Genomic DNA, 23,051 nt, shown 5'->3' on the forward strand with positions numbered 1-23,051 from the left:
GGACAAGCTGGCGTTTTCGATTGGGATTCAACTTCTAACACTAAGGCTTTTTCAAGGTTTTTTTTAGATTTAACTATAACGCCTTGCAAACTAAGAAGTTGAGTAAGCTGTTTCTTCATTTTTCGACTGTGTTTATTCAGGTATTAACTAACATTTTAGCATAATAAGTCCTGAAGAACCCTTGGCATTCCCCTCAAGCAACTGTTGATAAAGTTTGCCTAGTGATAGGGATTCAGCCATAATATCCTATCCGTCTGCCAATACAGCAAGAGGAATCCAAGGTGTAGGGGCGGGTTTGACCGATAACGTTCTGAAAGCAACCGATAACTTGACTAAACCCGCCCTTGCCATGTCCTTGACACAAGGTAATTGTTACAATACCAAGTTAGCTACCCCCGTTATAACCTAGTCCGCGCGATCGCTTGAAACGGTTTTCTGTGTCAATCTGTGTCATTTAAGCGTGAGTTTACAGCAGAATGTGATTAAATCGGTGTCATCTGTGTTCTCACAAATTATCTGGATCAACGCCTAGCGATCGCAGTTTCTCCTCTAACAATTTTGTTCGTTGTCGCTCTTGTTGAGCCAGTTGTTCTGCTTCTGTTGCGCGTTGTTTCTCCTGAGCAATCTGTTCTTCTGGCGTCAATATCCTTTGTCGTTGCTCATCGTACCAATACAACCACTCTCGATTTATTCCCTGATAGCTGCCTCGTTCTGTTCCTATCCCTAATCCGATTTCCGGTAACCACACCGGATTACCAAACTGTAACTCATATACCCCATCCACTAACCTATAAACTTCCAACGGGGCTTTACGACGCCGCAGGGGATTGTACACTACATAGTAGAGTACCCCCATTTCCCGATAGATTTTTTTCTTGCTGCTATATTCGCCGCGACGCTTGTGAGATACTACCTCCAGCACCAACATGGGTACAACCTGCTCTTCCCATAACACATAAGACAGGCGCAAGTCTTCATCAATAAATCGTTGTACCCCCAAACTCAAAAACCCATCGGGTACAATCGCTGGTTCTTTGGGGTGATAATAAATTCCCATGTCTACGCCAAAGAACCAATCCCAGCGATTCTCCCACAACAGCGCTAGGACAGCTTTAAGTAATGAGGGAATCAAATCTTGCAGTTCATTATCCACTGGCGTATCGTCAGAATCAGGCAGCTCTTCTGCACAGGGGAAGCAATCTAATGGGTTGTACTCTAGCATGAGTCGGTCAGGGAGCGACAACTAATTTCATTGTATTTGATTGGTCATTCATCAAACTCTTTCTGGATGCCAACCGCGTTTTGGATGCGATCGCTCTTTCTATGTTCTTGTCTGCAAGCTTCTTTATCGAGTTTATAGGTAGGCACATTTTCCCACGATGAAAAGTATACCATGAACCAACAGGCGATCATACTTACTAATGACAATTTCTACCTCAACCGTCGCACCGCTTCTAGATCATCATCAGTGACGCCATTTACCACAAGGGCGCACGTCTGTGCGCCCCTACCAAGAACCATCCATTCTATTAGGTTTGTGATCGCAGTCCCTACTCGCCCAAATCTTGATCTAAAACCCTAATCATTTTCCTCGCGATTTCTACTTTGCCGGTTTACAGATGTGGGGACACAATTACCATATTCGATTGAGAAAGATAGGAAACGGTTTTCTGTGTCAATCTGTGTCATTTAATCGTGAGCCGGCGGCAGGGTGTGATTCAATCGGTCTCATCTGTCCTGCAATAAAGGGTGTGGAGCAACTAAGAGCGATCGCCATCTCTCTTCTAACAGTTGACGCGAAATCTATCGGCAAGACAACGCTACTACGAGCGAGCGGACTTATGTTTAGAACAGATCGCAAAATTCTGGCTTTAAATCCCGCTCCATTAATGCTTCTACTGCTTCTTGGGGCGTAATTTTATGGTTGAGTAGACGATAAACTTGCCGACAGATGGGTATGGGGATCTGCTCTCGATTAGCAATTTTAACCAATACGTTGGCTGTATTTACCCCTTCGGCTGTACTTTGCAATTCTTCGAGAATTTGCTCCAATCTTTTCCCCTGGGCTAAACCGTAGCCGACCCGATAATTACGGCTGAGTATACTACTACAAGTGGCTAGCATATCGCCCAAGCCCGATAATCCGAAGAAGGTTTCTGTTTGTCCTCCTAAGTGAGTCCCGATCCGAAGGATTTCAGTTAACGCACGGGTAATTAAGGCAGATTTGGCATTGGTTCCCAATTGTAGACCATCACAAACCCCAACCGCGATCGCAATCACGTTTTTCAGAGTTCCTCCCAGTTCTGTACCAATGGGGTCTGGACTGGTGTAGACTCGGAAGAGACTGGAGGAAAATACCGTTTGCACTTCCTCAGCGGCTGCCATATCTGTACTCGACACCACTGTGGCGGCGGGGAGTTCTTGCTCAATTTCTTTGGAGAGATTTGGACCTGAAAGTACCACAATCGGATGGTTAGGAAAGTCGGCTTCCCAGATTTGAGAAGGGGTACGAGTCGTTTCCGGGTCTAATCCCTTGGTGGCGGTAATAATTGTCACATAATCCGGTAAACCAATTTCTTGAATCTTCGCCGCCGTCGTCACTACCCCTTTCATGGGAATCGCAGAGACTAGCATATCAATATCCGCCAATACCTCTTCTAGGGATTCGGTGCTGCTGCGAGACCAAAGTCGAACCTGATGATTCTTATGTCTAGCAATCGTTGCCAAGGCTTGACCCCAAGCACCAGCGCCGAGAATGGCGAGGGTGGCTTCTGGTGCAGGTCGGCGCGTGGATTGTGCATGAGCCTGACTGGCTTGTGGGTTCTGATCAGCTTGAGATGAGCTGGATTGAGAATTTGTCAGATTGCTCACCATAGATTTGATGTATTGAACTCAATAATTTATAGGTCAAGTTAATGGTCAAAGGCAAAAGAATCAGATGCATTCTTTTGCCTTTAAAAAGATTATCAACTCACTGTTTGTGTCTGTTTCTGAGTCGCTATCGCGTAATTGGGAATACAATTGGCTTCCATATAAGCGCGATACTCCTCAACTTGGCGATCGCACTGTGCCGAACTCCAGCCCCCATATTGAGACAGGGTGTCGGTTAGCACGGGCAGAATATCAAAGCCATAGTTGGTATGCATGGCTAAGCTAGTACGGCGACGGGCAATATCCACCAACGTCCGCGCAAATTCCGACTGCACCGCATAGATAATTTGGGCTTTAATATCGGGCAAGTTCGGTGTAATCCCTTGTGCTAATTCCGGTTCCTCGTCCGTTAGCGCTAAAATATCCAACGCCTTAGCCCCATATATATCAAACAGGTGATGGATTGTCGCCAAGGGTAATGAGGTGCGATAGTCTTGCAGCGCTTTTTCTAGGCGCGGATCACTGGGTAAAATGGCTCCCGGTAAGGGTTTCTCGTAAGTAGGACAAGGGGGGGCAGATCGTCCCTGCTTGCGATATACTTTATCCACCATCTCTTCACCCACTTGGCGATAGGTGGTAATTTTGCCGCCAATTAGAGAAATTAGATTGTTCACACCCTCTGGGGTATGGTCATAGAGAATATGGCTGCGGGTGACACTGCCCGGTTTTTTCCCCTCTGCATTGGGCAAAGGACGTACTCCCGCGTAAGTAAATTTAACATCTTGGCGGGACAATTGGGCAGTGGGCAGAATCCGATTGGTTTCGGTGAGTAAATAATCAATTTCCTCGTTGTCTGCCTTAATTGAGTCTAGGGCACCTTGATGTCGCAGATCGGTGGTGCCAATCAGATACATACCTAACCATGGCACAATAAAAAACGGACGACCATCCGTTTTTGCTTCTACATACAAGGTTGTTTCGGGAGCGCCGGGGAAGGGAGGGACAATGATGTGACTTCCCTTGGTCGGACCGAGTTTTTTATCCTTACCAATGGGCGCTGATTGTCCATTTTGCACCCCAGACTGACAAACCTTATCTACCCAGGGACCGGCTGTATTCACCACCACGGCGCGATCGCTCCCTCGGACGGTGAATTCTTCTCCGGTTAAGGCATCTTTGCACGTAACGCTGGTGATGCGATCGCCTTGGCGCTGCAATTGGGTCACTTGTGCATAGTTGAGAACCGTTGCTCCCGCAAGTTCTGCACAGATAATATTCTCTAGTGCTAAACGCTCCGCATACGCCACCTGAGCGTCATAATATTGCGCTCCACCGACTAAACCATCGGGATCGAGATGGCGAAAGAGCTGATTAAACTTCTGTTTGGGCAGCATCCGGTGGGGGGGCAGGGTTTTCTCGAAGCTCAAGATATCATAGAGCAGCATCCCCGCTTGAATTTTCCAATAGGGACGAGAGCGATCGCTGTAGATGGGAATCGTCAGCATTAGGGGCTTGACTAAGTGGGGGGCTGTATGCAGGAGAATTTCTCGCTCCCGTAGCGATTCCCGCACTAGGGCTATTTCAAAATATTCCAAATAGCGCAAGCCACCGTGAACTAATCTCGTTGACCAACTGGTTGTACCACCGCAGAAGTCAGCCTTCTCCAGCAAAATGGTTTTAAGACCTCGCAAAGCCGCATCTCGGACGACACCAGCACCATTAATGCCACCTCCAATGACAATTAAATCGTAGGTTTGGCTCTGGATGGTTTGAAAATCACGCATGATCCCGTTTGAGTAACATCTAATCTAACTTCCACAGTAGTCGCGACTATGCAAAATGAACAAATCAGGGAAGGGCGACAAGGACGTTAACTCAAAACGTCCCTGGAACTTCCCGATCAAACAGCCACTGCTTCCGGTTGCTTCGCTGTCTGAGGTTTGGTTTTCTCAAACATCTCAAACAAGTGATCTGCCCAGCACTGTATATCGTACTTAGTTACGATGTCATACATTTTTGCCATGCGTTCCTTTTGCTCTTCCGGAGACATAGCCAGCGCCTGATCAATCGATTCATCCATGCGATCGACGGAGTAGGGGTTGGTCAAAATGGCATCGGGTAGTTCCACGGCTGCACCGACGAACTCCGAGAGGACTAATACACCTTCTTTTTTCTCGTGGGTGATGATATATTCCTTCGCAACCAGATTTAAACCATCTCTCAAGGGAGTTGTCCAGCAGATATCTGCGGCTTTGTAGTAACAGAGTAAGTCCGGTAAAGGAATGGGTTGGGTAAATAGCATAATCGGTAGCCAGTTTAAGTTCCCGTACCGCCCGTTAATTTTTCCGGCTAACTGCTCAATCTGAGTTTGGGCAGTTTTATAGACGCGCATTCCAGACGCTGAAGCCACACAGGTGACCAGCATATTAATTTTGCCATGCAAGTCCGGACGACGCTCTAACAGGCGTCCATAGGCTTCTAGCTTTTCACGAGTGCCTTTGACGTAGTCTACTCGTCCGGCTGAGATAATTAACTTGCGATCGCCTAAGCTTTCCTTAATTTCCTCAAACCGTTTTTGAGTTTCTGGCTTATGCAGGATGGAGAGAATTTGTTGAGGATTAGCGCCGACAGGGAAGGGATCGAGGTTGACTAATTGATCTTTGTATCTTAGCTGCGTGGTCATTTCTGGCTCAGCCAAGGCGATTCCCGTCGGGGTGATATGCTTGGGTACGGGTTCTTTCTTGAGGATTTCTACCGGGCGCAGGCTGCGAGCCACGTTGACGAAGTTCTCTGAATAGCGAGGAATATGGAAGCCAACGATATCGCAACAGAGTAAACTATCGGTAATTTCTTCCCGCCAAGGTAAGATATTGAAAATATCCGCAGCGGGGAAGGGAGTGTGATGGAAGAACGCAATCCGAGCATTCGGCTTTAGCTGCCGGATGTAGTAGGGTACTAACCATAGATTGTAGTCATGCACCCAAATTAGAGCATCATCTGCTGCTTCGTCACAGGCGGCTTCGGCAAATAGACGGTTAATCGTGTGAAAGTTTTCCCAATCTGATGTCTCGTAAGTGAAGTGATAGGGGAATGAATGCAGAATGGGCCAAAATGCTTCTTTTGAGGTGATGTGATAGAAATGCTTGACCTGATCGGCGGAGAGGGGAATCCGACGAACGTTGTAGTTCCCTTCACCTTCGACAACAATCCGCTCCTCAAAGTTAGCTTTCTGCTTAGCATTCACCTGTTTCCAAGCAATCCAGGTGCCTTGATTGACGCCGGCAAAGAAACTTTTTAGGGTTGGTACAATACCATTGGGGCTTTTCTTTGCCCGATAATGCACTTTGCCATTTTCCACAACCTCGTCATAAGGTTCGCGATGATAAAGGATAACGAGTGATGATTTCATGCAACTACCTCCAGGTGTTTACCATTAACAGTGGTACGATTCCCGATCCCAATGCAACTTGGATGAGAAAATAAATTTGATAGATTCGATGAATTTAGAGTTTTAGGCTGTCCACAGTGATGATTTTCACCTTTGACTTTTGGCTTACTCTAAGAGTATCTCGTTACTCAAAGGCTGGAAAACCCAGTCAGTATTCTCCTGACAGGAAGTAAAGATTGAACCCATTACCCGTTTTGCTTATATTACCAACCATGATGTTTTTGAAGGTTGCAATGGATAGGGTCTGGGTTTGTCCTATAGAGATGTTCAACAGGGGGAAAGTCTGAGCGCTACAGCATTGCAGATATTGGTTTAATCCAGGCTTTTGTTGATTGCAAGCCCCCAAAATCCGCTGATTTAGAGCGGTGACAACTATTTGAAACAGATTGGAAGTCATTATTCGATCGAAAAAACTCTCAACAGTCTAATTTTGATGACAAAACCGCCAATGTACAGATTAAACTGGCTGTGCCATCAAATCCTAGGGGAATTGTGTTCAACCTCGATTACTATTTGCCGTACTCAGTACTCTGTCCATACGACTAACGTCGTAGCAGGTTGGCGAGAGTTTACTTGAGCCAAAGCTAACAACAAAACTGGGATACCTCAGAATTCAACAAGAGTCTGACATCAAGTGGACAAGGATTCATCACTTACACTCTGGTTATGGATGATATCTGCCATCGGCAGGTTTCCTTATCGAGTAGCTATCTGTAGCTACTATACTACAAAAGTATAAAAAAGTGTAAATTTTAGTAAAATTTAGCAGAATACTTCGTCTCACGAATGACTTATGACAATCAAACTATTCCCGCTCGCAACGCCACCACCGCCGCTTGTACCCGATCATCAACCGAGAGTTTGTTCATGATCCCGCGTACATGGGTTTTAACGGTATTGGCGCTCAGGTAAAGTTGAGCGGCAATTTCTGGGTTACTATAGCCTTCGACGATGAGTTTTAAGACTTCTAGCTCCCGTTGTGACAAATTGGAAACATTACCTTTGGGAGAAGGGGGAGACAAATGCTTGAGAACTTGACGACCAATTTGAGGGTCGAGGTAAGTCGCGCCTTCAGCCGCCGCTGCGATCGCCTGGAGTAATCGTTCTACACTTGATCCTTTGACACAGTAGGCATCAGCGCCGCTAGAGAGGGAGGCAATAATTTCGCGATCAGTGGTGTGAGAGGTTAAGATGACCACTCTCACCTCAGGGAGTTCCGCTTTAATTTGCTGAGTAGCAGCAATCCCATCTAAACGCGGTAAACCAATATCCATGACCACGATATCAGGTTTGAGTTGTTTGGTCATTTCCACGCCCATATAGCCATCTTCAGCTTGTCCCACCAGTTCAAGCTGGGGGTTAGTGGATAAGGATTGTTCTAAGCCAAGCTGCATCATGGGGTCATCTTCTACAATCACCACTCGCAGGGGTGGGGAATTTGTGGGGGAATTAGTTGGGGAGGGAAGTTCTGAGGACATGGTTTGTACCCAAGTAACGCAGCAGGCGCGATCGCACTTCCGTATTTTACAAACATTGTGTCCCCTAGATGGATAGCCGCATACAATTTAAGGTTTGTCGTTGGTGATGGGGAGGATGATGGCGAAGACAGCGCAACTACGAACTCCTATAGTCGGTGATGCGGATTTGGCTCTATTGGTTCTCATCGGGTACTGGGAGACGATACTGACGAGCAATGTAGTAGAAAAAGCGATAGTAATCAGCAAATTGTTCGCTCTCACAGCGTCCCTGCCAGTTGTAGCTTACATTGTCCTGTGTCAGGGTCAGTGTAATCACACTGATCTCAGGGTCAAGGTCTACCTGGAGTTTACCTGTTTCACCTTGTTCAGTGAGGAAATTCTGAGGTTGAGATGGATTGAGTGGTTTGGATGTACTCTCAGGTGATGGGGTTCCCAGTTCGGCAAATTCTGCCCATCCCCTAATCTCACAGTCTGGATTCTCAGGATCGCGAAAAGCTCGACCATCAAGATTGTCGGGTATGGGAAAGGGTATCCAATTACTGGGATAGAGGAACTCAAAGTTGAAGCGGGGGTTGCGGTAGGTGTTCCAGGTTTCTGGCAAATCCACGTTAGTACCCTGACAGCTTACGAGTAAGACAGCCAGTGGCGCGATTCGAGCAATGAACTTTGTGGTCATTTGTCATTCGTCCTTTGTCTGTCTCAAGTGGTGATTGGTGATTGGGAAAAATTCCTTCCTCCTTGTCTACCCCAGCTCGCCATAGTTCCACGCCTAGGAGTCTCGACAATTGCTCCCCCACACCTTAGATTTATCCGCCCAGTCTGGTATGAGAACTGGATAATGTAAAGAAATATTACAAAAATGCCGTCATGCTGGCTTGAGGTATTGACAGCCAGAAAAAATGGCGATAATCTGGCATACATACCCGGGTAAAACGATTGAAAATCATATGCAAGACAAGCAAAAAGTTACGTTGTATCTTCCACCAGGACTTCATCGCCAGCTCAAAATTAGAGCAGCCGTTGATTCAGACTCGATGTCGGCGATGGTCGAGAGAGCAATCGTATTCTATCTACGCCACCCGGAAGTGGTTGATGAGGTAGAAGCATCCTACGGAAACACTCATCGGGTATACAATTGCCCCGAATGTTCTAGCTCAGTGGTTATAAAAGATGGAGATATGGTTTCCCTGAACAATCAACCCAGCCTTCTGGATGATGAACTGCCTGTGGAGAAAGTGCGAGAAGAAGTTAACTCCCGTACCGATTCTCAGGGCGAAGAGGAACTCGTTCCTTGTTGATAGTGTTACAAAAACAGTACAAAAACAGCTAACTGCGAGAGTTCTATTAACAATGTTTGGGCAGTGGTTGTGCCGTCTCTAAGTAGGTCGATAGTCATGCAAGAAGAGATAAGTATTCTCATTCAAGCTCAATACCCTCTAATCTACCTGGTGACGTCAGAGGAAGAGCGGACAGAACGGGCAATAGCCATGATTGCTCAAAATAAAAATCAGCAACGGCGCGTATTTGTGTGGACTGTCACCCATGGGATTGTGGAGTATGGTCAATCACGCCACGTCACCCAACACAATACAGTCTCTCCAGAAGCTGCTATTCAATGGGTTATTCAGCAAAAAGAACCTGGTATCTATATATTTAAGGATCTACATCCGTTTATTGATTCTCCAGCAACAACCCGATGGCTGCGGGATGCTATAGCGAGCTTCAAAGCAGCTCAGAAGACGATTGTACTCATGTCTCCCATGCAGCAGGTGCCGATCGAGTTAGAGAAGGAAGTGGTGGTTCTCGACTACCCCTTACCTGATTTGACTGAACTCAACCAAGTGCTGTCTCAGCAATTGGAAAAAACAAAAGGGCGTCGCACCACTACGGAAACGCGGGAGAAACTCCTGAAAGCGGCATTAGGTCTGACGCGAGATGAAGCTGAGAAAGTGTATCGCAAAGCCCAAGTTAAAGCAGGGCGTCTCACGGAAGGGGAAGTTGATATTGTTCTTTCTGAGAAAAAACAGCTCATTCGTCGCAATGGTATTTTAGAGTATATTGAAGAGGATGAAACCATTGATGCCGTTGGTGGTTTAGAAGAGCTGAAGCGATGGCTGAAACAGCGATCAAACGCCTTCACCGAACGTGCAAGAGAGTATGGTTTACCCCAACCCAAAGGGATGCTGATTCTGGGAGTACCCGGATGCGGAAAATCTCTCATTGCCAAGACAACCTCTCGCCTTTGGGGACTACCGCTGTTGCGGTTAGATATGGGTCGGGTTTATGATGGTTCTATGGTTGGTCGCTCAGAAGCCAACTTGAGAAATGCCCTAAAAACAGCAGAATCGATTTCACCCGCCATCCTTTTCATTGATGAGCTTGACAAGTCTTTTGCGGGGAGCAGTGGCTCGGCTGACTCCGATGGTGGCACCTCTAGCCGCATCTTTGGCTCCTTCTTAACGTGGATGCAAGAGAAAACATCGCCTGTATTTGTCATGGCGACAGCGAACCGAGTAGAACGGCTACCGGGAGAGTTTCTCCGCAAAGGTCGATTTGACGAAATATTCTTTGTTGACTTACCGAATAAAGAAGAGCGTCAGCAAATATTTAAGATTCATCTGAGTAAGCGGCGTCGAGATATAGAGCGCTTTGATATCGAACAGTTGGCGACAATTTGTGATGGTTTTTCCGGTGCAGAAATTGAGCAAGCCCTCATCGCTGCAATGTACGAGGCATTTGCTCAAGACCGGGAATTCACCCAACTGGATATTATAGCGGCAATCAAAGCAACGCTACCGCTTTCTCGGACAATGACTGAGCAGGTCACAGCCCTGAGGGACTGGGCAAGACAGAGAGCGCGACCTGCTGCATCCTCCGTTGCTGAATATCAGCGGATGGAGTTCTAACAGGCTTTCTCCTGCTCCCAACAGGAGGAAAGGCTAGCAAATACTTGCTAGCAGTTTCAAAAGACGCCGCAATGTAACAGCGGCATACCCAAGAAAAAAGCTACGTTGTCGTTTGTTTTCTATCTCTACTGGAGGAAATCTAAAATGTCTCACTTTAGCACTCTGCGTACCAAGATCACCGATGCCGAAATCTTAAAGGCTTCTTTGAGCGATCTGGGTATTTCCGTGAAAACGGAAGCTGATGTGCGCGGCTACAATGGTCAACGGGTTCGTGCAGACCTCGTTGCTGTTCTCGAAGGCGAGTATGACCTCGGTTGGTCTCGCAATGGCGATGGTTCCTTTGACCTGATCGCTGACCTGTGGGGTGTTGCTAAAAAGCACAACCAAACCGAACTGATCAACTCGATCAACCAGAAGTACGCCGTTAACAAGACCTTAGCAGAGGTCAAACAACGTGGCTTACAAAATGCCAACGTTAAACTGGTGGTACAAAAATAGTCCATCTAGGCGTTCCCAAGCTTACGGGTTAACCAATTTATTTATTTGGGGTTGACCCGTTTTTTCAAAAGGTTTTAGAACAAATGTTCTAGTCTTTTCCATAATATAATAACGGCGGGAAAATCTCTCATCCAGGGAGTTGCTCCGCCGTATTTTTGTGTTTGCGATCGCGTTACGAACTGCGGTAGCCTTTTATAGGTGAGGAGATGTACGCAGAGGATTGATAATCATGGTCAACTCAACAATGCGAGTATTAGCTCGTGTGGTAGCGCGTCCAGGAAAAGAAGAGAAACTCAAAGCACTGCTGTTAGAAATTGTTGAAGCAACGCGCAAGGAAGCAGGTTGTATCACTTACGAGTTATTACAAAGTCCGGCGATTCCCACGGAGTTTGCCTTTGTGGAAGAATGGGAAAGTGAGCAAGCTTGGAGGCTACATTTGGACTCGGCTCACATTCAGCAAGGGTTTTTAGAAGGCGAAGAGTTGTTCGCTTCACCGCCAGATATACGTCATTATGTATTGTTGGCTTAATCGTTCTGATTCGGGTAGGAAATGATTGATCAAGTTATACAGTAGAAAAAACTGGGTGATTAGGATACCAAATCTCTACTGTATATTGATTTACAAGAAAACTTATGCTTGAAGATAATTTAAGCTCTTCTGAAAGGGCAAACTATACCAAACTCAACGAACTACTGGCAGCAGGGCGGTGGCAAGAAGCAGACGAGGAAACGTTTACAATTCTCCTGGAGATTACGGGTGCAGATAAACGCGGCTATTTAACTAATCAGGATATTCAGCAATTTCCTTGTCATGCACTTAGGCAGATTGATCAACTTTGGATCAAGTACAGCAGTGGTAAATTTGGTTTTAGTGTTCAAAAGCGAATCTATGAGCAATCAGGAAAGGATTTAATGGCATTTGCTGATCGGATTGGATGGCGGGTATCTAATCGGTGGCAGAGTTACAATGAGCTGACGTTTAATCAGAATGCACCGATAGGACATCTCCCTGGGGGTGGAGTTGTGGGATGGTTAGCATGGGGAAATCTTCGTGATGATCTGTTGTATCGTGTTAGTGCGTGCAATATCTAGAACAAATATCACGCTCCCCTCTCCCCCCTTTCAAAGGGCAGGGCTAATTCATGTTCACGAGAGAAAATAATTAAGCGTGGGATTGTGATAATAATAGTCTCAATATTGGCTTCATTTTCTCCCCCAGCTCCCCCCGCTCCTTAAATTTTCTTCGAGGACAATGAAGTCGCCCTACTTTCAAAGGGGGGCTAGGGGGGAGGGCTGTAGCTCATCCTATACCGCCGCTGCTTTCTTTGCTACCGACGCCTTAACTTGTGCCATAATTTCCTCCATCTGACTCACTAATTTCTTCGCCTCCTCTAGATTTTTCTCGTGGGCGTGATCATTGAGTTGACATGCTAAATCTGACATTAATTCCACCGCCACAGACGCACTAGCACCTTTAAGTTGATGTGCTTTGTTTGCCAAAATTACCCAGTCTTGATCCGCTAACGCTTGCTGGGCTTGGGTGAGAAAGGTTGACCCATCATTAATAAATCCTTTTACTAATTCCAACTGGAACTCGGGGTCACCACCAGAAATCTCTGACAATGCACTCCAATCGACGGGATCTGTAGTCGTTTCCGCTCTATTTTGGCTGTCTATCGAATTAGTTTGTTTTGCCTTATTTTCCTTAACCACCAACGACCATCGCTGTAACATGACTTTCAGTTCTTTTACCATCACAGGTTTACTGAGATAGTCATCCATTCCCGCCGCGATACATTTATCTCTATCCCCTGGCATCGCATAAGCGGTCATGCCAATCACAATCGTATGACGGTCTGTACCTTCCCGTTGCCGTAATGTTTGCGTGGCTTGATAGCCATCCATCACCGGCATCTGACAATCCATTAACACGATGTCATAGTCATTCTGTGCCAATTTTTCCAGAGCTTTTTCACCATTTTCCGCAGAATCCCACTGATGACCGAGGAGGCGAACTTGGTGCTGGACTAATTTCAGGTTAACTGGTGTATCTTCCACTAACAAAAGAGTTAGTGGCATTTGTTGGTCAGTTTCCGTTTTCAATTTCGATGTCTTTGCTGCCAATGCAGCAACCTCTTGTTGAAAATCCCATCCTTTGCTGGGTAGTTCCTCGCTCAGCGAGGTGGTATTTAGGTCGATATGTCCTTTTAGCTGCTCAAGGAGTTTTTCTAACTCCCCAACTAATTTAGCGCTACTCTCCGCATTTTTGGTGATTGCCTGATGTCGCAGTTCCTCCGCCACATCGGGCATAGTTTGCACGGCGACTGAGGCGCTGGCACCTTTAAGTTGGTGGGCTTTATTGGCAACCATTACCCAGTCTTTATCGACTAATGCCTGTTTTGCCTGGTTAATAAAACTAGCGCCCTCTTTGATAAAGCCTTGGACTAACTCCAGTTGAAATGCCGGATCACCTTCAGAGATTTCCTTGAGACGCTTCCAGTCCACGACATCAGAGAGCAGACTACTCGTGGATTGAGCCGGATATGGACGTTCGGGTTTGGGTGAGACTCCTTTGACAACTGATGACCATCGCTCTAATACCGGTGCCAAGTTTTTCACCATGACGGGCTTACTTAGATAGTCATCCATTCCCGCTGCCAAACATTTTTCGCGATCGCCTTGCATGGCGTAAGCGGTCATGCCAATAATTATTGTATGACGGTCTGTGCCTTCTCGCTGGCGTAGTGTCTGGGTTGCCTGGTAGCCATCCATTACGGGCATCTGACAATCCATTAACACAATGTCGTAGTCATTTTGGGCGATTTTGTCAAGGGCTTCTTGACCATTTTCTGCCGACTCAGACTCATGTCCCAATAATTGCACCTGATGGCGCACCAGCTTCAGGTTAATTGGTGTATCTTCTACCAGGAGAATTTTTAGGCAAGTGGATTGGGGTGCTGGCTGAGAGGGGTCAGGGATAGCCGACTGGGTACTGAACAGGGTGGCTGGGATCTCAGACGCCAGGATTTTCTGTAATGATTCCAACAACTGAGATTCTTTCACCGGTTTAACTAAATAATCGGCAAACCCACTTTTGAGCAAAGGTTGGGCGGAATCCCCGGCGTGCATCGAAGTCATTAGGACTAACTTGGTTTTTGCCCAATCCGGTTCTGCGAGAATCAACCGTCCTAGGGTAGATCCATCAATTTTGGGCATTTTCATATCCAGTAGCGCTACATCGTAGGGTTTACCCGCTTCGGCAGACGCTTGCATGGCGTTGAGGGCAATAATACCATTATCGGCTTCATCTACCTCCATGCCTCTGGCTTCTAACTGATACTTGACAATTTGGCGATTAATCGGGCGATCATCGACGATTAATACCCGTTTCCCTTGCAGAGATTCGGGGGAAATGGGTAAATTACTAAAGATGCGATCGCTCTCATTCTCCTGGGTACCCGCCGCCACTGTACCAAAGGTAATTGTGAACCAGAACGTCGAACCCACACCGAGTTGACTCTCGACGCCAATCTCACCCCCCATCATTTCTACCAGTTGCTTACAGATGGCTAACCCTAAACCCGTTCCCCCATATTTGCGGGTGGTGGAGGAATCGACTTGGGAGAAGGCTTGGAAGAGTTTCCGTTTATCCTCTGGGTGAATCCCAATTCCCGTATCCCGCACCGCAAATCGCAGTTGAATTTTGTCCTGTTCCGCCAATTCCTGATGAACCGACACCCGAATCACGACTTCGCCAGACTCGGTAAATTTAATCGAATTACTCACTAAATTGGTGCAAATTTGGCGCAAGCGACCAACATCTCCCATCAGTCGTCGGGGTACATCGGTATCCACTAACAACGCTAATTCTAAATCCTTGGCTTCGGCTTGGGGAGAACACAAATCTAAAACATCTTCCAAAGACCGATTAATATTCAATTCATCGACATCGAGGCGCATTTCTCCAGCTTCGAGTTTGGAGAAGTCGAGAATATCATTAATCACGCCCAGTAAATGTTCACCACTTACTTGCAAGGTTTTAACGAAATCCAGTTGGCGGGGATTAAGATCTGTGGTTAAGAGTAATTCACTCATTCCCAGCACTCCATTCATCGGTGTGCGTATTTCATGGCTCATATTTGCCAAGAATTGAGCTTTTGCCCGGGCGGCTTCGACTGCTGCTTCCCGCGCTTCTACCAGTTTATTTTCATACTCTTTTCTTTCTGTAACATCCCGATTAACCCCGATTGCGGCAATTGGCTTACCCAGTTCATCCCGCAATGGCACAACCACGGTTTCGCAAACCCCTTTATTGCCATCTTTACGAATAAATTCAATCTCCTGTGTCCAGCGTCCTTCACGGAGTAAACTATCCAGCATCTGTTGAGTTAAAGCGGTGGCTGCATCAGGTTGGTAAATAATACCACAGGATTGACCTAACACTTCTGTTTTTTCATAGCCAAAAATACGTTCTGCCGCTGGGTTCCAGTCTAGGATATGACCGTTTAAATCTGTGACAATAACGCCATCATAAATCGTTTCAAACATTAACGCTTGGCGGCGCAGTGCTTCATCTGCCCGTTTGCGAGCAGAAATGTCTTGGACTAAACAAACAATTCCCTGAATTTTGTGGACTGAATTTTTCATCACCGAGGCGGTAACCGATACGGGAATGGGGTCACCTTTTTTCGTAAAAAAGGTGGTTTCATACCGACCTAGAAACCCACTTTGTTGAGAGTCGTTGGCTTGTAAATGAGCTAAAAAGTTATCTTCTTTAAAAAAATTATCTAAGGGCTGATCCCGCAGTTCTTTCGGGGAATAACCGGATAAGAATAATGTGGCTTCATTAAAACTCTCTACTCTAATATTTTTATTCAGCACAATGAGTGCATCACTCAAAGAACTGATAATATTATCGAGATAGGATTTAGAAACTGTGGTTTCTTGAAGCTGTTTACTCATCTGATTAAAGGCATCAGCCAAGACACTCAGCTCGTCCTTGGTGTGCACCTCAACATAGGTATCGAAGTCCCCTTCGCCAATTTTCGAGGCGGCTTCTTTGAGCTTAACAATCGGCTTGGTGACGCGATCAGCTAAAACGATACCGAAAATAATCGATACCGCGACAACTCCAGTAATCGCCGTGAGATTAATAATCAGCGAGTAGGTTGAACTGCGATTCGCTGTTTTATTTTCTTCTTCTAGAGTATTAGTATGAAAGGTAATCGCTTGATCAACAACGGCTAAAAATTGGTCTTCAGCATTCTCCAAAGCTTGTCGTTTCGCCAAGATATCAGCCCGTTGGAAGTTGGCGTCATCTAAGGCTAAAATTTCCTGGCTGATTTTTGCCAAGAGTAGCTTACTGACTTTCAATTCCCGATAAAAACTTTGAGCTTGAGCCGTATTGGAAAAGGAGTTGAATTCGGCTAAATACTGATCTAGAGCCGCAACGGATTGTTGAAAGTCAATTTTGGCTTGTTTTTCAGGTTCCTCGTCTTGAGATGTTGGCGATGTTTCGGTAGATTTTCCTTCGATTACAGCATAACTATAGGCTTTATTGGTTAACCGTAAGGAGGCTGCCTTAATCTGGTTTAATGCCACCAGTTGACGGGTTGTACCCTCGGTAATCTGATTAAATTTATCATCAACATTTTTCTTTGTTTGAATCGTAATAATTCCTAAAACAGCGACCAGCGATGCCACTCCGAGAAAGCCTGAGATAAATTTTGTTTTCAGTTTCATATCTGTCTCCCGTCACTCTTTTGTCCTTCGGAGATTTATCAGAACATTCCGGATGATCAGGTGGCATAGTCTGACAAAACTTTTGCAGAAAATTAATGTCACCCTAATGGGATGTCCTCTTACACTGTAGCCGACACAGATGGAGATGAAAATAGGAAATTGTTTGAATAAAAATTAAGTAAAGGATGGGTGAATTTTTATTTTTACCGATTAAAATTATTGTCTTTTGATCGGGGCGGATTTAGGCGAGAAGATTAGGGGAGTTCGTCATTTGTCTATCATTCGTCATTCGTTATACTCAAGGGAGCGAGAAGCAAGCTACTTCCTTTGTAAGAGTTTGAGGGGGGTTTACATAAGTTAATGGAGTTGGGTTGATTTTCACCAACCTACTGATGTCAAAATAAATTATCTCCAAAGCAGGCTTGGGGAAAAGAATCCTATTTAAGGGGTTGACAAAGATAGTGGTTTAATTTTATGATTACTTCATAATGGAAAAATGTGCCGACATATAGGGTATGATTTCCGGTGCGGCTCGCCTACGTAATCAAGCTAACTGTCATAACAAAAACCGAAAGTCCGGTATGGGCTAAAGTAAGCCGGAATTAAGCCAAGAAACGGATGCGATCGCGCTTGAGTTAACCAAGGCGAGGAACCGAGAATTGAGACATCCAGATAAGAAAGCAACGCCGGAGATTTTATCAAAAGTCGGTTTTGGGAAAATAATCAGATTTAGGGTATTGACAGAGGTGGGGGTTTAATTTTAGACTTACTTTATAATGGGAAAGTGTGCCGACATATAGGGTATAATTTTCGGTGCGGCTTGCCTAAGTAATCAAGCTAACTGTCATAACAAAGACCGAAAGTCCGGTATGGGCTAAAGTAAGCCGGAATTAAGCCAAGAAACGGATGCGATCGCGCAAATAGTAAACCGATTCAGATACCGTAGTCACACCACCTGTAGGGGTAAGGCAATGCCGTGTCCCTACCCGAACCCGCAATTTTCACAATAGAATGTTCCTTTCGATAATGGCATTCACAGAGAATTGCGATGACGAACAGTTGATTGCAACAAAAAACCCACCCCCATAAGTAGTAGTGGGATGGAAAACGCCGGTTCTGGAACAGATAGAGGTTCTACACCCGCATCCTGGAGTGCCTCGTATGCATAGTTTCCCCATAAAGCATGACCTTTAGCCGTTGGATGGATGTCATCCCAGAATAAGTACTCGTCGGGGTTAGAACATACACCCAATTCAGTGAAGCAAAAGTCAGTCACATTGGTAAAACCAAATTCATCAGGCTGGGTGATAACCTCTTGAAACAGAGACGCCAGATCAGCCGATATGATATTTATATCATCATAGGCGAGACGCAAATCATCGAACATTGTCGTTAAACCCGCGTTATGTTCCGCACTCACTTGGGTAAGAGCCGCTTCCTCTCCCTGGATAATCCCTCGGGGCGTTTTGCCCAAATCGGGCAAGTTAGGAATGAAGAAATGACGAGCGCCAGCTTCTGCTAAAGCCGTCACCCCAGTGAATAAGTTGTTAATGGGTTCAGCACTATCACGTAGCCCGCCCTTGCTGTAATCATTATTACCAGCCCAGACAATATAAAGGGCGTCAGGATTAGCCGATGTTTGAGCGACATTTAGGTCCTTAATAAAACCATTAATCTCGGTGAGAACTCCTACGCCTAACTCAGGAGAGACATTACCCAATCCTGTCTGAGCGCCACCAAAGGCAAAATTAACGCTATTCGTTGCGGTAGCACCACCGAAGTTAAAGTTTGCCTCTGGTGGGGTTGATGGAATGATTGGTTCTCCCACTGTTAATTCAGTCGATGGAATCAAATCAACGCCCAATTGGGATGTGAGAATGTCTATCCAGTTGTAGCCATTAGAAAAACGTCCTTCAAAATAAGGTGGAGTGGGGGTAATCGGTACGGGGAAACCTAATGAGTGGGCAGCTGAACTCACATTGAAGACATTACCTGAATCAGCGGAGCTATCGCTAAACACATAAATCTGATTGAATTGGATTGCCTCAGCACTTAGCGGGTAGATTAAGGATAAAAAGGATAATCCGGTGGCTATTGCCGTTATTTTGCTCATTTTAATTTTGCACTCCTGTATTTGATTGCCGAAAGAATTGATAATGAAAGATCAGCGCGATCGCGAAATCACCGATTGACGCCATGACTCTTATACACCTAATCACCAGGGAATGATCTGATAAACAAGGATATTTATTGATTCTTAATTTTATTTTCTTTTATAAAATTTTATCGTTGTAATCACTCATTAAGTGTGTTTTAATGTAACAACGTCGCCAACTTAGTTGGGGAAAGGAAGCGTAAACTCAAAGGTTGATCCGGCTCGTGGCGCACTGGTAACGCTAATTTGTCCCCCGTGAGCATTGATAATTTGCCGACATACATATAAACCCAAACCAATACCCGTCAAGTGCTGAGAATGCAATCCCCGAACATAGAGTTTAAACAAGCGATCGCACTGCTGTTGGCTCATCCCTACCCCGTCATCGGCGATCGCACAATAGAGTCTATCCCCCTCAACCCTTACTGTCAGCGTAATCTGCACCCCCGGTAGATTATGTTTAAGGGCATTCGTCAATAGATGCTGGAACACACACCGCAGTTGAGTTGGATCAGCTTTAACAGGGGGTAAAGTTTGGGGAATAGCCAGAGTTAATTTAGCTTGGTTACTGGTTAATAACCGCTGCAAATCAGCCAGGATTTGGCTGAGGAGTTCATTTAAGCACAAGGGTTGACAGTGCAGCTCAATTTTGAGCCCTTGGTTAAAATGATCTTCAGATAAGGCATTGATCAACGTCAATTGGCGATCGCTATTTTCAATCAGCCGCTCCAGAATTCGGCGCGGGAGAGCCACGGTTTCCCCAGGGCAGTTTTGCGTTCCCTTCAACATCAGAATTAAGCCCATCATTGACGTTCGCAGATCATGAGACACGGCTTGTAAAAACACATCTTTAAGTTCATAAAGCCGTTGCAGCTCCTGCATTTTTTCCTCAAGTTGCAGAGTGCGTTCTGCCACTTGACTTTCCAGGTTACTATTGAGATCTTGTACTTGTTGGTAAAGTTGAGCTTGTTGCAGGGCAATGGTAACTTGAACCGCTAATCGCCTCAACCAATCCACCTCAAAAGATTTCCAGTGACGGGGATGATGGCATTGATGAACCGCTAATAATCCAAAAAGTTGATCATCGAGAATTAAAGGCATTGCCAGGGTAGCTTTAATCTGATAGCACCGATAAAACTCTTTGAGATAGGGAGTCACATTAACCTGATCGGTATTATCCCGGATTAAAATTTGACGCTGACTAAACAATTCCTGGGTTTCTTTTAACAGTTTCTCTGAGGGTTTCCATCCCAACATGGATTTATAAGCAGAGGCGACGGATTCGGCAGCAATTTTACTGTAGTTATTTTCATCCAGGTAACTGATATAGACGCGATCTGCCTGTAATAACTGGCATACTTCCACAACAGTAGTTTGGAAAATTTGGTCTAAATCTAAGGATTGACGAATCCGTAGGGCAATCTCGGCTAACAAGCGATCGCGTTCTAAAGTAGCGCGGAGTCGAGCTTCTGCCTGTTGACGCTCCGACATGGCGGCGGCTAAAACGAAAGCGGTTACTGTCACCACCGCCAGAAAAGTTTGTAGCAGTAGGATTGCTCCTTGGGTACTTCCCGTCTTCACCACAAAAGGTCCGATTCCCTGGATAGCTCCGCCAATTGCCATTCCCGAAACAACGACACTGGCAAAAACAGCACCCCACACCCGAAATCGCAGCGCCGCCCAAGCGACAAAGGGAAAAGGCAAATATTCCAGGGGGTAGTCGGAGAGGGCAAAAATGGTTCGAGACTGGAAAACCAGCCAACTGAACATCCACAGTAAAGCCCCACACAAGACGGCTTCTAAAATCGTATGGGGTGGATAATTTTGCCGCAACATTCCCTGGGGGAATCCTTGGGCAATTAATAGTAGTAAGGGAGTAAAAACTAAGATTCCCATACTGTCCCCCAACCAAAGAGTGCCCCAATTCAGTCCAAATTGATGCCACGGGATGAAACCCACCCAGCAATTCACTACTGTACTAATAGTGGCGTTAATTGAAGGGGCAATAAGCGCACCGACGATAATTAGGGCAAATGCATCCTTGAGGCGTTCTAGCGTCGGGTTAAAATCCAGGCGACGTAATCCCATCGCACCGATAACAGCTTGTAACGTGCAGCCAATAACTGAACCCAGGGACACCAAAAATGAAGCACCCAGGGACAGATTTAACCAGAATGCACCAATCGCCACACCAATCCACAGCCGTTTCCCCTCCAAGAAGAGCACAGCCAGAGCAATCCCCGCACTAACCCACACCGGAGACGCCTCAGCGCCCAATCCCAACCACAACAGGGTAAAATGAGCGCTACCCATATAGGCGATCGCGACTAGAGCAACTGTGATTAGGTATCGCCAGAAACGTTTCTGACTCCCAGGAAATATGGACAAAATTAAATCTTCACCGTAACTAATATTCAAGATTTCATGACTCAAAAAAATCGGCTTCCATCAACAGGATGCCCAAAGTTATCAAAACTTAACATCCCCTAGGTGGATGAGTTTTGAGTTTTGACCCTTCACTTCGCTCATAGAGCATGGCGCGTTTGTAGGCGCGGGTTTTACTCTTATCCTTTCTTACCTCACAACAGATGTGACTCGCGCCCGCCCTGATTATTTGACGAATAACAAATGACTATTCCTGTTTAACACTTTCAGGAACCCCCACTGGGGAAATACCTGCGATCGCCCGCAGGTTTTGGCTGCGAATTAATTCAGTAAAATTTAAACTCACTCGCCCTTCTATCTCAGCCACGGATGCAATCGCCGCTAATAGATGCTGTGCCGCTTCTGTTTCGGTATAGCCGCGCCGTAGAGCAACTTTAAGCGCATCAGTATCCCCATCCAAGTGGGTTTGGCAACGGCGAGTATTGCGCCAAATTTGACCTCCTGCGATCGCACTCAATCCCGTCGCCACAACAACACCCACCGCATCGCCTTGCATCAGTTCCACCATTCCCCCTAACAATCCCGCAATTACGACGCCTTGATATAAATCTGGCTTAAACCATTTGATATTAATCAACCAGCTTACGGTACTTAGGAGCAGCATATCCCGTTGCGGTCTGGGTAAGCGACGCCATAGATCAAAATTAATATAAATTGGACGATCTCTCAACCAAGGCATCGGCAAAGGAGTTTCAATCACCGCCGTCTGTTGCGGTTTACTGATAATTTTCGTCAGCATTCGCCCAGAGGCGGGCATTATATCACGCAAACGGCGAATTTCAGGCTCTGGATTCATCAGACGAGGGACTCGGACTTAGAGGATAAAGGGTATTCAAAGCACTTATTGTCCAAACTATCTCATGATTGACTCAAAACTCAAAACGTCTGGGCAGGGGAAACCCCTAAAATAGGCACAGGAGATTGTCAAAACAAAACTCTCACCTCAAGCTACAACCAAGCGATAAACTATGGACGCTTTTACCCCATTTCCGCCGCAATGGACAAAATCAGCAACTCATGCATTAGAATTCTGCTGTCCCTCCTGTCATGCTTCTTGCATGGAAGCCCAACGGGTTTGGATTAATCGACAATCACCAGTCCTGACTGAAGATTATCGCAAGAAGTGGCAAGAATTCTATCAATGCCAGTGTGGTACAGTGTGGTGGGCTTGGAGTAGCGATCGCCCTCCCTCGGAATTAACTAACCGCGATCAACCCCCAGATTTGTGAGTTGCATACAATAAAAAGTAAGTAGCCCATGGCAGTAGTTGGGCTAACATTGCTTTGTTCTATGCGCCTTTCCACTCTCATCGCTCTAACCCTGAGTACAGCAAGTCTCTGGGGAATGCCAATTGCCCCAATTCATGCTGTTGAGCAAGCCGATGGTACTATCTGGGTGTGGGACGATTGCACTTTTATGAACGAACCTCTTGTCGATGGGGATTCTGCTAGATAGGGCTTGCTGCACAACTCCAAAACCCGCCCCGACCAAATGACGAATAACGAATG

18 protein-coding genes and 1 pseudogene are annotated in these 23,051 nt (G+C 45.9%); 7 read left to right on the forward strand and 12 right to left on the reverse strand.

What is annotated here, in order from left to right; translation table 11 throughout:
- Positions 1-505 precede the first annotated feature (505 nt).
- From RID09_RS15235 to RID09_RS15265, 7 genes are all read right to left on the reverse strand, one after another.
- Positions 506-1,222, reverse strand: coding sequence for a Uma2 family endonuclease (locus tag RID09_RS15235; protein WP_446336775.1), 717 nt, complete (start codon positions 1,220-1,222; stop codon positions 506-508).
- Between the two features lie 44 nt (positions 1,223-1,266).
- Positions 1,267-1,428 carry a hypothetical protein gene (locus tag RID09_RS15240; protein WP_446336776.1) on the reverse strand — a complete coding sequence of 54 codons (162 nt, stop codon included), beginning with the start codon at positions 1,426-1,428 and terminating at the stop codon, positions 1,267-1,269.
- 417 nt (positions 1,429-1,845) lie between these two features.
- The gene (locus RID09_RS15245) at positions 1,846-2,874 is read right to left on the reverse strand and encodes an NAD(P)H-dependent glycerol-3-phosphate dehydrogenase (protein ID WP_446336777.1); all 1,029 of its coding nucleotides are present in this window, start codon (positions 2,872-2,874) and stop codon (positions 1,846-1,848) included.
- 92 nt (positions 2,875-2,966) lie between these two features.
- Positions 2,967-4,655 carry a glycerol-3-phosphate dehydrogenase gene (gene glpD, locus RID09_RS15250; protein ID WP_446336778.1) on the reverse strand — a complete coding sequence of 563 codons (1,689 nt, stop codon included), beginning with the start codon at positions 4,653-4,655 and terminating at the stop codon, positions 2,967-2,969.
- Positions 4,656-4,771: 116 nt separating this feature from the next.
- Positions 4,772-6,280 carry a glucosylglycerol-phosphate synthase gene (gene ggpS, locus RID09_RS15255; protein ID WP_446336779.1) on the reverse strand — a complete coding sequence of 503 codons (1,509 nt, stop codon included), beginning with the start codon at positions 6,278-6,280 and terminating at the stop codon, positions 4,772-4,774.
- 839 nt (positions 6,281-7,119) lie between these two features.
- Entirely contained in the window at positions 7,120-7,797 is a 678-nt protein-coding gene (locus RID09_RS15260) for a response regulator (protein ID WP_446336780.1), read from the reverse strand.
- Positions 7,798-7,969: 172 nt separating this feature from the next.
- Positions 7,970-8,473, reverse strand: a complete 504-nt coding sequence (locus RID09_RS15265) for a hypothetical protein (RefSeq protein WP_446336781.1) — start codon at positions 8,471-8,473, stop codon at positions 7,970-7,972.
- 271 nt (positions 8,474-8,744) lie between these two features.
- Here RID09_RS15265 and RID09_RS15270 point away from each other — a divergent pair, with 271 nt between their 5' ends.
- The 5 genes from RID09_RS15270 (at position 8,745) to RID09_RS15290 (ending at position 12,293) form a co-directional block, all read left to right on the forward strand.
- Entirely contained in the window at positions 8,745-9,095 is a 351-nt protein-coding gene (locus RID09_RS15270; protein WP_446336782.1) for a hypothetical protein, read from the forward strand.
- Between the two features lie 96 nt (positions 9,096-9,191).
- Positions 9,192-10,703 carry a stress-responsive protein Ycf46 gene (gene ycf46, locus RID09_RS15275; RefSeq protein ID WP_446336783.1) on the forward strand — a complete coding sequence of 504 codons (1,512 nt, stop codon included), beginning with the start codon at positions 9,192-9,194 and terminating at the stop codon, positions 10,701-10,703.
- Between the two features lie 144 nt (positions 10,704-10,847).
- Complete coding sequence (locus tag RID09_RS15280) at positions 10,848-11,201, forward strand: DUF1257 domain-containing protein (RefSeq protein ID WP_446336784.1); 354 nt, start codon at positions 10,848-10,850, stop codon at positions 11,199-11,201.
- A gap of 229 nt (positions 11,202-11,430) precedes the next feature.
- The gene (locus tag RID09_RS15285; RefSeq protein WP_446336785.1) at positions 11,431-11,730 is read left to right on the forward strand and encodes a putative quinol monooxygenase; all 300 of its coding nucleotides are present in this window, start codon (positions 11,431-11,433) and stop codon (positions 11,728-11,730) included.
- A gap of 104 nt (positions 11,731-11,834) precedes the next feature.
- Positions 11,835-12,293 carry a GUN4 domain-containing protein gene (locus tag RID09_RS15290; protein ID WP_446336786.1) on the forward strand — a complete coding sequence of 153 codons (459 nt, stop codon included), beginning with the start codon at positions 11,835-11,837 and terminating at the stop codon, positions 12,291-12,293.
- 213 nt (positions 12,294-12,506) lie between these two features.
- Here RID09_RS15290 and RID09_RS15295 read toward each other — a convergent pair whose 3' ends face one another.
- From RID09_RS15295 to RID09_RS15315, 5 genes and pseudogenes are all read right to left on the reverse strand, one after another.
- Positions 12,507-16,943, reverse strand: coding sequence for a response regulator (locus tag RID09_RS15295; protein WP_446336787.1), 4,437 nt, complete (start codon positions 16,941-16,943; stop codon positions 12,507-12,509).
- Between the two features lie 549 nt (positions 16,944-17,492).
- Positions 17,493-17,645 (reverse strand): hypothetical protein, encoded by a 153-nt coding sequence (locus RID09_RS15300; RefSeq protein WP_446336788.1) that lies wholly within the window; start codon positions 17,643-17,645, stop codon positions 17,493-17,495.
- A 331-nt stretch (positions 17,646-17,976) separates the two neighbouring features.
- Positions 17,977-19,056, reverse strand: coding sequence for an SGNH/GDSL hydrolase family protein (locus tag RID09_RS15305; RefSeq protein WP_446336789.1), 1,080 nt, complete (start codon positions 19,054-19,056; stop codon positions 17,977-17,979).
- Positions 19,057-19,344: 288 nt separating this feature from the next.
- Positions 19,345-21,531, reverse strand: a pseudogene (locus RID09_RS15310) (sensor histidine kinase); the annotation flags it as partial.
- Positions 21,532-21,730: 199 nt separating this feature from the next.
- Positions 21,731-22,339, reverse strand: a complete 609-nt coding sequence (locus RID09_RS15315) for a DUF3318 domain-containing protein (protein WP_446336790.1) — start codon at positions 22,337-22,339, stop codon at positions 21,731-21,733.
- A 172-nt stretch (positions 22,340-22,511) separates the two neighbouring features.
- Between RID09_RS15315 and RID09_RS15320 the strand changes: the two genes are divergently transcribed.
- Both RID09_RS15320 and RID09_RS15325 read left to right on the forward strand, forming a co-directional pair.
- Entirely contained in the window at positions 22,512-22,772 is a 261-nt protein-coding gene (locus RID09_RS15320; protein ID WP_446336791.1) for a hypothetical protein, read from the forward strand.
- Between the two features lie 28 nt (positions 22,773-22,800).
- Positions 22,801-22,998, forward strand: coding sequence for a hypothetical protein (locus tag RID09_RS15325; RefSeq protein ID WP_446336792.1), 198 nt, complete (start codon positions 22,801-22,803; stop codon positions 22,996-22,998).
- Positions 22,999-23,051: the final 53 nt, after the last annotated feature.

Source organism: Coleofasciculus sp. G1-WW12-02 (assembly GCF_040219735.1).
GTDB lineage: Bacteria > Cyanobacteriota > Cyanobacteriia > Cyanobacteriales > Coleofasciculaceae > Coleofasciculus.